Consider the following 12,473-nt stretch of genomic DNA (forward strand, 5'->3'; position numbering starts at 1 on the left):
GTGACGAGTTCCTTATCGTACTTTCAATGTCGCTAGACCAACCAGTACTAGCACAATAGAGATAATCCAAAAACGCACAATGACGCGCGGCTCTGGCCAACCTTTTAATTCGTAGTGATGGTGAATCGGCGCCATTCGGAAAATGCGTTGACCACGTAATTTGTACGACCCCACTTGCAAGATAACCGACAAGGTTTCCATCACAAACACGCCGCCCATGATCACCAATACAAATTCTTGGCGAACCAAGACTGCAATCGTGCCTAACGCGCCGCCTAGCGCTAAAGAGCCAACATCACCCATAAACACTTGTGCTGGATAGGTGTTAAACCATAAGAAGCCAAGGCCTGCACCGACAATCGCAGTACACACTACCACCAGCTCTGATGCTTGAGGGATATAGGGAATATGCAGATAATTAGCAAAGTTGACATTGCCTGTCGCCCAAGCAATCGCGGCAAAGCCTGCCGAAACCAATACGGTCGGCATAATTGCTAAACCATCAAGACCATCTGTTAAGTTAACGGCATTGCTGGTACCAACAATCACGAAATAGGTCAGAACGATATACATCAGACCCAGTTGCGGCATGATATCTTTAAAGAATGGCACAACCAGTTGCGTCGCTGCAGTATCTTGGCCATGCGCGTATAGGGCAAACGCCACAACCAACGCAATGGCGGATTGCCAAAAGTACTTCCAGCGTGCAATCAAACCATCGGTATTTTTGTGCACCACTTTACGGTAATCATCAACAAAACCTACCGCACCGTAACCGGTCAAGACCGCCAAAACCGCCCAGACATAAGGGTTGCTTAAATCAGTCCACAGCAGAACCGTGGTGATAATCGCCGTCAGTATCATAATACCGCCCATCGTCGGCGTTCCACGTTTACTGAAGTGAGACTCCGGACCTTCATTGCGAACCACCTGACCAATTTGCAATAACTGCAAACGGCGGATCATGATTGGGCCCATCCACAACGATATTCCCAAAGCCGTCAAGACGCTAACAATGGCGCGAAACGATAGGTATTCGAACAAGCGGAAGAATGAAAAATATGGCTGTAGCAGCTCTGCGAGCCAAATAATCATGGATACATCTCCTTGACAGCAGCAGCGACCTGACTCATACCGGCACTATTCGCCCCTTTGACTAATAGTGTCTGCGGTTGATGCGGATGTTGTTCAATCTGCTGTTTAATATAATCAATCATGCTTTGGTGGCTATCAAAATGACGCCCGCCGCACTCTTTGCTGATCGCTTTCGCATCAGCGCCATAAGTAAGCACATATTCAAATTTGAGTGGGGCAGCATGTTCCCCGACTTGACGATGAAGTGCAAGACTTTCGTCACCTAACTCGGCCATATTACCCAAAATTAACCAACGAACGCCGCCAAAACTAGCCAGTAGATCAGCCGCCGCTTTCATCGCAGGTACACTGGCATTATAGCTATCATCGATCAGTTTTATTTGCTCGCTAAGCTCAATCAGTTCGACTCGACCTTTGACCTTACTCAGTAATGCTAAACCCGATTGCACCATAGACAGGCTCGCGCCCAGTTCAAGCGCTAATGCCGTTGCCGCCAGTGCATTAGCCACATTATGTTGACCAATAATGCCCAACTTAATTGCCGCGTCACCGAGAGGCGAAACCAAAGTAAATTGCGCTTCACCACTGGCATTGAGGGAAATGTGTTTAGCAAAGTAATCGACGTTGGAATCAACGACCGAGAACGTCTTAACCTGCTTGTCGGCCAAAACCTCAGTCCAATATTCACCGCCATGGCTATCACGATTGACAATCGCCACACCACCAGGCTTAAGACCTTGGTAGATCTCGCCTTTGGCTTGCTTGACACCATCTATCGAGCCGAAACCCTCTAAGTGGGCGGCAGCAACATTATTGACTAAAGCGACATCGGGTTGCACTAAACGCGTGGTATAAGCGATTTCACCAATATGATTAGCGCCCATTTCAATCACCGCAAAATCGTCTTCTGGCACTGAACGCAATAGAGTTAACGGTACACCAATCTCATTATTAAAGTTACCCGCCGTAAACAGCACGCGCCCTTGTTGCGCCATGATGCTCGCGACCATCTCTTTAACCGTGGTTTTACCGGCACTACCAGTGATCCCCACTGTTGGCGTTTGACACGTTTGGTGGACTAAAGAGGCCAATTGACCGAGCGCTAGCTTGGTGTCTTTGACCAATAACTGCGGCACGTCAGCCTCTACAACTTTGCTCACCAGCAGCGCACCAGCGCCAGACTCGATCGCTTGATCAATGAAGTGATGCGCATCAAAACGTTCACCAGCTAACGCAATAAATAACGCACCAGACTCGATGGCTCGGGTGTCAGTAGAAACCGCTGCAATGACCTTATCCGAACCAATAAGCTCGGCATCAATCGCGCTAGCAATCTGACTTAACATTAGTGAAATCATCAATTTTGCTCCAACAGTTGCATCGCGGATTCGCGGTCTGAATAGTGAATGGTCTGTTGACCAATTACTTGATAATCTTCATGGCCCTTACCTGCAAGCAAGATGATATCTTGTGCTTCGCTATTGGCTAGCGCGTACTTGAGCGCAGCAAAACGGTTGTGCTCGACAATCGCTTGTTGCGGATGCTGCATTCCTGCCAGCATATCGTCGACAATCGCGACTGGTGATTCACTGCGTGGGTTATCATCGGTAAAAATAACATGATCAGCCAACTGCTCACCAATGGTTGCCATCATAGGGCGCTTGCCCGTATCTCGATCGCCGCCACAGCCAAAGATCGCCCATAACTGCCCTTGGCAATGAACGCGTAACGCCTTGAGTGCTTTTTCTAACGCATCGGGGGTGTGGGCATAATCGACCACGACTTTCGCGCGGTTTGGGGCAGTAAATAGCTCCATGCGCCCAACAACTGGCTTAAGCTGAGGGGCCGTTGCGAGCAATTGCTGTTTATCAAGACCTAAGGCCAGTAGGCTCGTCATCGCTAACAGCAGGTTACAAGCGTTAAACTCACCAATCAGTGGTACGTTCAGCTTACCCGGACCAAATAGACCATCAAATTCAAGCGTAATCCCGGATTCACAATAACTTACCTGCTTGGTCCAAACCCCGTCTTGACGCGCAATAGGCTTGAGTGACACCGCGATGGCATTATCTAAACGCGTTAGCCAACTTTCACCGACAACGTCATCAACATTGATCACCGCGTGACGACATCTATGCTCACTAAACAGTAAAAACTTCGCCTCAGCGTACTCTTGCATCGTGCCATGATAGTCAAGATGGTCACGGCTTAAATTGGTGAAGACCGCAACTTCAAAAGGCAGAGCTTTAACTCGACCTTGCACTAAGCCGTGCGAAGAGACTTCCAGCGCAGTGTAACGCGCCCCTTGCTGCGCTAAATCGAAAAGAGAGTGTTGAATTTCAATCGCATTGCCAGTGGTATTCGCCGCAGGCTGTAAATCGGCCAAAAAGCCATTGCCAGTCGTTCCCATCACCGCCGCTTTATGGTCGAGTAACTCTAGCCATTGCGCGATAAGTTGGGTAATGGTTGTTTTACCATTGGTTCCCGTCACACCAATCAATTGATTCTGTGTGATCGGGTATAGCTTGGCCGCTAATTCAGATAAGTGGGCCGACAACTGCTCAACATACACAACAGCAATCGCGTCATGATATTCGATAGTGCCATGAGGGTGACTTTGACACGCCTCAGCAACCACTGCATTGCTACCACTCTCAATCGCGGCAGGGATAAAACGTCGACCGTCGAGGTTATGGCCTTTAATGGCAACAAAGGTGGTGCCTGGCGTCACTTTGCGACTGTCGAGTTCAAGCTGCTTAACTGGCGTATTGGCCACTTGATGGCTACGAATGTCCAGCCATGGTGCAAGCAAGGCCGCTAAAGTCATTTCCTTGGACATGGTAAACTCACTTAATCTTGTTTAAATCTATTTTCATCAGGGGCCACATTTAATATTTGCAGCGTCCCTTTCAAAATTTCGGCAAAAACTGGCCCGGCAACTGAACCACCGTAATAGTTATCGCCTTGAGGTTCGTTAACGACAACCACCATCGCGACACGCGGATCACTGGCGGGAGCAATGCCTGCGGTGTAGGCAAAATACTCATCACCATAACCGCCCGCAATCGCTTTACGAGACGTTCCCGTTTTCGCCGCAATGCGATAACCAGGCACCGCGGCTTTGGTGGCCGTCCCGCCCGGTTGCGCCACGGTTTCAAGCATTGCCAATACTTTGCGCGCGTTTTCACGATCAATCACCTGTTTAGACAGGTCACGTTGGTTACTTTCGATAATGTGCACGGGTTGGTATTCACCCAAGTTACCGAGAGTGGCATATGCATGAGCAAGTTGCAGTGGTGTGATGGTCAAACCATAACCAAATGAGAGTGTGGCGATTTCAAATTTAGACCAACGGCGACGGTTGGGGAAAATACCTTGTGTTTCACCCACTAGGTTCAGCCCCGATAATTCACCAAAACCGACCGAGCTGTACATACCAAGTAAAGCCTCCAGCGGCATCTCAAGCGCCAACTTCGCCACACCGATGTTACTCGATTTTTTGAGAATCGTGGTTAAGTCCGCTTTACCAACCTTTGAGGTATCACGCACGCGGCTTCCACCAATCTGCATGATGCCATTACCAGTATCGATCACCGTGCTGTCGTCAGCTACACCATTTTCTAGTGCCGCTAAAACCACAAAAGGTTTGACCGTAGAGCCTGGTTCAAACGCATCAGTAATCACTCGGTTACGCATTTTCGCCGATTGTAGGTCGGAGCGATTATTAGGGTTGTATGAGGGAGCATTGACCATAGCCAACACCGCACCGGTTTTAACATCCAGAATCACCACCGACCCTGAGGTAGCACGATAATCCGCTACCGCCTGCTTTATCGCTCGATAAGCGATGGCCTGAATCCGTTGGTCGATGGTTAATTCGAGAGGTTTGCCTTCTTCACGCTCCTCAAGGGAGATGTTCTCGACCACGCGACCATAGCGGTCTTTACGGATAATGCGTTTGCCCGCTTCTCCGGTAAGCCACTTATCGTAACTTCGCTCTACCCCTTCTAAGCCATGACCATCAATACCAGTCACGCCAACTAAGTGGGCACTTACCTCACCAGCAGGATAGTAACGACGAGACTCTGCTTTAAGCCCTACTCCGGCCAGTTTTAACTCACGGATATAATTCGCCATCGCCGGGCTAACTTGGCGCTGCAGATAGATGAAACGACGACTTTGATTACGCTTAATTTTTTCGATTAAGTCTTGGCGTTTTAAACCAAGTACATCAGCGAGGGCGTACCAGCGGTTAATGTCCTCTAGCCCACCTTGCTTAAAAATAGTGACAGGATCGGCCCAAACGGCTTCGACTGGAACACTGACCGCCAAAGGCTCACCATTACGATCAGAAATAATCCCACGAGCGGAGTGCAGCGTTTTGGCGCGAACCGAGCGCATATCGCCTTGCTTGATCAGATTATCCGGTTCAAAAATTTGGATATAAGCGATACGCCCAGCCAATGCGGCGAAGGCGGCAAAAACGAACACTAATATCAAGTAGAAACGCCACCGAATCAGCGTTGGTGGTTGTGGTTGTTTTTTAGGCTCTACAACTTTGACTTTCTTGCTCATGGGAAGTTAACGATGACTTCTTTTTCAGAATCTGGGCGCTTCATTTCGAGGTCGCGCTTAGCAATATCTTGCACGCGGCTGTGCTCAGCCAGCGCGGTTTCCTCAAGTAATAAATTGCGCCATTCATTATCCAAGCGCTCACGTTCAACCAGGGCCTGGTCTTTTTCCGTGACCGCTTGACGAGTGTGATGGGTGATAAACACAACCCCCATCGCACTGGTAAAAATCAATATCAACATGATCAATGGCACTCGACCAACCCCCAAGAGATCAAGGGCGATCAATTTAGCGAGATTTGGAGTGGCACTGCTCATGGTGGTTATAGTTTCTCGGCAATACGAAGCACAGAGCTGCGAGATCGGGTGTTAACTTCAACCTCTTCGACTGAAGGCTTAATCGCTTTGCCGACAGGTTTCAAATTAGCACTGCCCAGCGCTCTAATTTGATCTTCGGTCATCGGAATACCATGAGGCACTTGCGGGCCTTGGCTCTCTTTACGAATAAAACGTTTCACCATGCGATCTTCAAGTGAATGGAAACTGATCACGGATAAACGACCTTGAGGAGCAAGAATACTCGCCGCGCCTTTTAAAGCCGTATCAATCTCTTCCAACTCACTGTTGATGTAGATGCGAAAAGCTTGGAATGCACGAGTCGCTGGGTGCTTTTTCTCTTTGAAACTTTTCGGTGCCGCTTCTGAGATCAATTTAGCCAGTTGACTGGTGCGAGTTAACGGCTCGTTCTCGGCATTATCACGGTAAGCGACAATCCCTTTGGCAATACGACGGGCGTGTTTATCTTCACCGAACTCGCGAATAACCCAAGTAATGTCATCCAAGTCAGCTTCCAACAACCATTGAGAAACAGGGATGCCAGAGGTTGGATCCATGCGCATATCAAGTGGGCCATCTTTCATAAAGCTAAAACCGCGTTCAGCATCATCAAGTTGCGGCGAAGAAACGCCAAGATCAAGCAGGACACCATCGACTTTACCAACGAGGTCATAGTCGGCAGCGTATTGCGCCATGCCAGAAAAAGGACCGTGAATAATCGTAAAGCGTGGATCGTCAATGGTCTGCGCTTCTGCAATCGCTTGTGGGTCGCGGTCGATACTGTATAGGCGACCATTGTCACCCAGTTTCGATAAAATAGTTCGGCTATGACCACCGCGACCAAAAGTACCGTCAATATAGATACCGTCTGGTTTAATGGCTAAACCATCGATAGATTCATTAAGGAGTACAGATATGTGTTTGAATGCTTCGGTCATAGTTATCTCATGTGGCGGTCGCATTGACGAATTAAGATTCCCCAGTGTACTGATTTAGTGGCTTATCGCCACCACTAGCGCGTGAGAACACGTGATTTTGCGCTAAGTTTAATCGCAAGAAAATTAATTTGGTCAATTAAAAGCAAAAAACCCATCATAACAGTTTACGTTACGATGGGTTTCGAATAGGTGGAGTCGACGTATAAGCCGGGTTCTGTTCCGCTTGCGCGGTAGTAGCCATTCGTCTAGGCCAGCAATCGCTCACTGGCTCAAGCAACCTACCCGCCTCCTTACGCGAGCAACGCAATGTGGAGGCCTATTTGGTCTTGCTCCGGGTGGAGTTTACCCTGCAACGAACTATTGCTAGCCGTCCGGTGCGCTCTTACCGCACCCTTTCACCCTTACCTGTGCTTCACTACCCAAAGGTAGCAGCCATCGGCGGTTTTCTCTCTGCTGCACTTGTCGTAGGCTTGCGCCTCCCAGGCGTTACCTGGCACCCTGCTCTATGGAGCCCGGACTTTCCTCCCCTCTGCCAGTCTCCCGAAGGACGTCAACGTCAGTATCCAAAAGGACCTCAACGTCAGTCTCCCGAAGGACATCAACAAAGCAGCGGCTACCCAGTCAACTCCGGGGCGGATTGTATAGAGTTCAGAGCACAGTGTCTAGCAAGATCACAAATATGCCCCAATCAAGCAACTAAGTGGTAGTTTTTTGAACACAATTGCGCTAATGACCTACTCTAGGTTGTCTAAACCCCATTTATACAGTGCGTTTTTCTTGAGATTGTAGATCTCGGCCGTTAACGCTGCGGCTTTTTTCAACGGCAGCTCTTTGGTCAAAATCGCTAGAGTTCGAGTCACTTCATCGGGTAACGTATCCTCTGCTGTGGTGCGATAACCGTGAATCAGGAGCGCCATCTCTCCTCTTTGCTGATTCGAGTCGGACTTCACCCACTCAATCAATTCACCCAAGGGCATTCCTTGAATGGTTTCAAAGGTTTTGGTCAACTCACGCGCCAACACCACTTCTCGCTCAGGGCCTAAAATCTCTAGCATGTCATCCAGAGAATCTAAAATGCGATGAGGGGATTCATAAAAAATACAAGTACGTTCCACTTTGGCGATATCAAGGAATCTATCTTTACGCCCTTTGCTCTTTGCTGGCAAAAAGCCTTCAAAACTAAATCGGTCAGAAGGTAATCCTGATGCACTTAACGCAGTAATCACGGCGCATGCTCCTGGCAGCGGCACAACTTTAACTCCAGCCTGACGACATTGTGTGACAAGATGATACCCTGGATCACTAATTAATGGGGTGCCGGCATCAGAAACGAGTGCAATAGAGTGCCCAGCTAACAATTTATCGACTAATACTTGCGCTTTCTGCTGTTCGTTATGATCATGGAGAGCATAAGTTTTGGTTTGAATATTGAAGTGTGACAACAATTTGCCAGTATGCCGAGTATCTTCAGCGGCAATAAGATCGACGCTCGAAAGCACCTCGATTGCTCGCTGAGTAATATCACCCAAATTGCCAATTGGCGTTGGAACGATATAAAGAGTCGGTACCTCATTTGGTAAGGTTTTGTTATCTGTCATTTGTTTACCATCACTTCAACGATTAATATAGACACAATTTTATACGGATTTGATAAAGAACTCATGGCTAAGAATAACCAAAAGCGTCGCAGTGTAACACGCTTACTGACTCCTGTAGCACTTGCTGTCACTCTGGCAGCGTGTTCTTCTGCACCCAAGACGCCACAAAGTGTCAATATTACCTTAGATCCAAATCAACCGATCCAAACCTATTTAATGCGCGCTGACAGCAGTCAGGGCTCGCTGCAAAATGACTGGTTGATTATGGCGCTAAAAGCTTCGGTTGAAGCGGGTGACACTACGCAAGCGCAACTGCTTTCTAAGCGACTTGCTCGTCAATCGCTTAGCGACATCCAGCAAGCCGAATGGCAACTTGCTCGCGCACAATTGCTGTTCGCGAGAAATCAGTACGCAGAAGCGCTATCTCTGCTCAACTTTGCGCCTTCGTGGCAGTTAGCCGACCAGCAGTGGCTCGCCTACCATCAGCTGCGCGCCTCACTGTTTGCTCAGCAAAATGATCGTTTAAATGTCGCTCGAGAAACGTCACTGGCTAGTCAATACCTTGAACAAGAGCAACAGCAGCAAGCCGCAGATACGATTTGGCGCAATCTAAATCCATACTCTGCATTTAAACTTGAAGAAGTCGCTCAGCAAGAGACCAATCGCCAATTTTTAGCTTGGCTTGATCTGGCACGAGTAAGCAAAAACCTCTCGAATCAGTTGCCAGAGTTAAAACGTGCAATTCAAGAGTGGCTCACAGCGCATCCGAACCATCCCGCAGCGATCTATACACCGCAAACGCTGTTAGACATCTTGGCACTCGAACTGACCAAGCCAGTCAATACGGCTTTGCTGTTACCTCTGAGTGGCAAATTTTCCCCACAAGCGAAGCTTATACGCGATGGTTTCATTCTTGAAATGATGAATGATGCTGACCGAGATGAAACCGCCACACTCACCATCATTGATACCAATAGCGTTTCTATCGAAGCGTTAGAAGCTACCTTGATTGAAAAACAAATTGATTCTGTCGTTGGCCCACTGCTGAAAGATAATATCGAAAAATTGCAAGCGGCACAGGCAAGCTTTGTTGATTCATTACCTACCCTAGCACTCAACATTCCTGACGAGATTCAAGAGGGTAACAACACGTGTTATCTGGCGCTCTCTCCAGAGCAAGAGGTCGCGCAAGCGGCGAAACATTTTGCCGCGCAAGGTTACCAGTACCCACTCATTCTGGCGCCTCAGGGTCGTTTAGGTTCACGGGTGGTTGAAGCTTTTGAGCAAGAGTGGCGCAAATACAGCGACAACCAAGTAGCGGTTAATCTTTTCGGTGATAAACGCCAATTGCAACGTGATATCAACCAAGTGTTCGGCCTGCAAGGCAGCCAACAGAACATTGCCCAAATGGAAGCACTGCTTGATATTGCGCTCGAAAGCCAGCCTCGTAGTCGCCGTGATATCGACGCCGTCTACATCGTTGCTAAAACTACCGAGTTAACCTTAATCAAACCCTTTATTGAAGTCGCGGTGAACCCTGACACCCTGCCGCCGAAACTGTATTCGAACTCACGAAGTAATAATGGTCGTCAGCAATACGAAGATTTATCGGGCGTGATGTACAGTGATATTCCACTATTGATCCAACCTAATGAAGCGTTACAAGCACAAATGGACATGCTATGGCCAAAAGATTCTAACGCAGAAAGACGTCTGCAAGCGCTTGGTATGGACGCTTACCGCCTAATGGAACACCTACCACAAATGAAAATCGTGTCGGGCTACACACTTGATGGCAATACTGGCGTACTCAGTATCGATCAAAACTGCATTGTACAGCGTGAAATTAGCTGGGCGCAGCACAGTGTCAAGCAATAGCCGCGCACAAGGCGAATACTACGAAGTCGCAGCAGAAAAGCATCTTATCTGTTGCGGCTTGTCGCCAATTGAGAGAAACTTCTCGGTCAAAGGTGGAGAAATAGATCTGATCATGCGCGATGGTCACACTATCGTCTTTGTCGAAGTGCGCTACCGGAAGAGCCAAGCTTATGGCCACGCGGCTGAAACCGTGACGTGGAATAAGATGCAAAAGCTGATAAAAGCGGCCAATCTTTGGCTACTCAAACAGGGCTTATCCGTCTACTCAACAGATTTTCGCTTTGATTTGATTGCCATTCACCAACAGGGCAAACAAATTGAGTGGATAAAAAATGCAATTACTCAAGGATAATCGATGCTAGACAGCATTAAAGACAGTTTTACAGAAAGCATTCAAATTCAGATCGCCGCTGCAGAAGCCTTGCCTGACGCCATTACTCACGCCGCTCAAGCTATGGTTTCGAGTCTGCTTAATGGTAATAAGATCCTTTGCTGTGGTAATGGTGGCTCTTCTTCAAACGCCCAACAATTTGTCTCTTGTCTTCTCAACCGTTTTGAAACTGAGCGCCCTAGCTTGCCGGGTATGGCATTAACAGCAGATAATACCACTTTAACTGCCGTGGCTAACGATTATCACTATCAGGAAATTTTTTCGAAGCAGGTACGCGCGTTTGGTCAAGCTGGCGATATTTTGCTCGCCATTTCAACCAGCGGCAACAGCAAAAATATTATCAAGGCGATGGAAGCCGCTGTGACTCGTGATATGACCATCATCGCACTTACTGGTAAAGATGGTGGTGAAATGGCTGGCTTATTAGGCGAGCATGACGTCGAGATTCGTATTCCATCCCACAGAACGGCGCGAATTCATGAAGTTCATATGGTGACCTTGCACTGTTTATGTGACCTTATAGATCAGGTGTTATTCCCCGCCCACGAAGAGTAAATGTAAATAATGAAGTTATTTAAATTACTAGTACTGTCACTATTTATCGCCACTACCTCTGGTTGTGCCGGATTGATCGTGGCAGGCGCCGCAACCACCGCCAATATCGTTATCGATCCGCGCACCACTCAAGAAATTTGGAACGACAATAATATTGAGCTTGAAGTGGCTGGCATTGGTAACAAAGCCCCTTTCCGCGGTAACGCACGCATTACTGCGAGTTCATACAATGGCACTGTCGTGTTGCTTGGCCAAGTCAATAGCGAACAACTCAAACGCGAATTTGAAAGCCAAGCTCGTAACATCAAAGGCATCACGACCATTCACAACCAATTACGTGTTAAGCCACCGCTATCAGTGGGTGAGATCAGCCATGACAGTTGGATCACAACCAAAGTGAAGTCAGCTTTCTTAGCGGATTCTGAGCTCAACCGTATCAAAATTAAAGTCATCACCGAAGATAAAGAAGTGTTCTTACTCGGATACGTTTCCCAGCAACACGCTGATAAAGCCATTGAGATTGCGCGTAATACGTCTGGTGTAAAGCAAGTTATTCGCGCGTTTTATCAAGAATAGTGACTTTTAGAAAGGCAAAAAAAAGCAGCGGAAACGCTGCTTTTTTTATTTAATGACTCTTAGGCTTGGTCGGCCTTTTGGTCTTGGCGGTTCATCATCTGATGATGCATCAAGCTCATCATTATCGGTTGCAACAGAGAGCGGTTGAGGCTCTTCTGTTACCTCTTCAATACCCGGTTCTTGATACTCACCCATGTAGGCTTCTTCTGGTTCAAACATCGTACCCGCGCCATTTTCACGCGCATAGATAGCTTGAACCGCATACAAAGGAACAATCACCGAGTGAGGACGACCGCTAAAGCGAGCACTAAACGTCACCGCTTCGTTGCCAAGCTCTAGGTTGCCGACCGCTCTTGGAGCGATATTAAGGATAATTTGTCCATCTTGAACAAACTCAACCGGAACACGCACGCCGGACATTTCCGCGTCAACCACGAGATGAGGCGTTAAATCATTATCGACCAGCCACTCATAAAATGCGCGAAGCATGTAAGGGCGGCGTGGTGTCATATTTACGATATCCATCTTCTCGCCA

The 12,473-nt window shown here is 48.0% G+C and carries 12 protein-coding genes and 1 other RNA gene; 4 read left to right on the forward strand and 9 right to left on the reverse strand.

Annotation, left to right across the window (positions count from 1 at the left end):
• Window positions 1-12: 12 nt before the first annotated feature.
• The 8 genes from mraY to rsmI all read right to left on the reverse strand — a co-directional run bounded on the left by mraY (window position 13) and on the right by rsmI (window position 8,538).
• A complete protein-coding gene (gene mraY, locus ViNHUV68_RS11550) occupies window positions 13-1,095 on the reverse strand; it encodes a phospho-N-acetylmuramoyl-pentapeptide-transferase (protein ID WP_100752117.1) in 1,083 nt (360 codons plus the stop codon).
• Window positions 1,092-2,453, reverse strand: coding sequence for a UDP-N-acetylmuramoyl-tripeptide--D-alanyl-D-alanine ligase (gene murF, locus ViNHUV68_RS11555; RefSeq protein WP_038174127.1), 1,362 nt, complete (start codon window positions 2,451-2,453; stop codon window positions 1,092-1,094). Before murF ends, mraY begins: the two co-directional genes overlap by 4 nt.
• Entirely contained in the window at window positions 2,453-3,934 is a 1,482-nt protein-coding gene (murE, locus tag ViNHUV68_RS11560; RefSeq protein ID WP_391088234.1) for a UDP-N-acetylmuramoyl-L-alanyl-D-glutamate--2,6-diaminopimelate ligase, read from the reverse strand. The genes murF and murE overlap by 1 nt, the downstream gene beginning before the upstream one ends.
• 11 nt (window positions 3,935-3,945) lie before the next feature.
• Entirely contained in the window at window positions 3,946-5,670 is a 1,725-nt protein-coding gene (locus ViNHUV68_RS11565; protein WP_038174129.1) for a penicillin-binding transpeptidase domain-containing protein, read from the reverse strand.
• Window positions 5,667-5,984, reverse strand: a complete 318-nt coding sequence (gene ftsL / locus ViNHUV68_RS11570) for a cell division protein FtsL (protein ID WP_100752113.1) — start codon at window positions 5,982-5,984, stop codon at window positions 5,667-5,669. The genes ViNHUV68_RS11565 and ftsL overlap by 4 nt, the downstream gene beginning before the upstream one ends.
• A gap of 5 nt (window positions 5,985-5,989) precedes the next feature.
• Window positions 5,990-6,940, reverse strand: coding sequence for a 16S rRNA (cytosine(1402)-N(4))-methyltransferase RsmH (gene rsmH, locus ViNHUV68_RS11575; RefSeq protein ID WP_038174135.1), 951 nt, complete (start codon window positions 6,938-6,940; stop codon window positions 5,990-5,992).
• Window positions 6,941-7,127: 187 nt separating this feature from the next.
• Window positions 7,128-7,569, reverse strand: an RNA gene (gene rnpB, locus ViNHUV68_RS11580) — RNase P RNA component class A.
• 105 nt (window positions 7,570-7,674) lie between these two features.
• Entirely contained in the window at window positions 7,675-8,538 is an 864-nt protein-coding gene (gene rsmI, locus ViNHUV68_RS11585; protein ID WP_391088237.1) for a 16S rRNA (cytidine(1402)-2'-O)-methyltransferase, read from the reverse strand.
• A gap of 63 nt (window positions 8,539-8,601) precedes the next feature.
• Between rsmI and ViNHUV68_RS11590 the strand changes: the two genes are divergently transcribed.
• The 4 genes from ViNHUV68_RS11590 to ViNHUV68_RS11605 are packed head-to-tail and all read left to right on the forward strand — an operon-like array spanning window position 8,602 to window position 11,938.
• The gene (locus ViNHUV68_RS11590) at window positions 8,602-10,416 is read left to right on the forward strand and encodes a penicillin-binding protein activator (protein ID WP_391088239.1); all 1,815 of its coding nucleotides are present in this window, start codon (window positions 8,602-8,604) and stop codon (window positions 10,414-10,416) included.
• Window positions 10,403-10,768: a YraN family protein gene (locus tag ViNHUV68_RS11595; RefSeq protein ID WP_038174138.1), complete on the forward strand. Its 366-nt coding sequence runs from the start codon at window positions 10,403-10,405 to the stop codon at window positions 10,766-10,768. Before ViNHUV68_RS11590 ends, ViNHUV68_RS11595 begins: the two co-directional genes overlap by 14 nt.
• A gap of 3 nt (window positions 10,769-10,771) precedes the next feature.
• Entirely contained in the window at window positions 10,772-11,362 is a 591-nt protein-coding gene (locus ViNHUV68_RS11600; RefSeq protein WP_038174140.1) for a phosphoheptose isomerase, read from the forward strand.
• Window positions 11,363-11,371: 9 nt separating this feature from the next.
• Window positions 11,372-11,938: a BON domain-containing protein gene (locus ViNHUV68_RS11605; protein WP_038174142.1), complete on the forward strand. Its 567-nt coding sequence runs from the start codon at window positions 11,372-11,374 to the stop codon at window positions 11,936-11,938.
• A 45-nt stretch (window positions 11,939-11,983) separates the two neighbouring features.
• Here the strand turns inward: ViNHUV68_RS11605 and sspB are convergent, their stop codons facing one another.
• A complete protein-coding gene (gene sspB / locus ViNHUV68_RS11610) occupies window positions 11,984-12,463 on the reverse strand; it encodes a ClpXP protease specificity-enhancing factor (RefSeq protein WP_391088242.1) in 480 nt (159 codons plus the stop codon).
• Window positions 12,464-12,473 lie beyond the last annotated feature (10 nt).

This window comes from Vibrio sp. NH-UV-68, assembly GCF_042940635.1.
GTDB lineage: Bacteria > Pseudomonadota > Gammaproteobacteria > Enterobacterales > Vibrionaceae > Vibrio > Vibrio pacinii.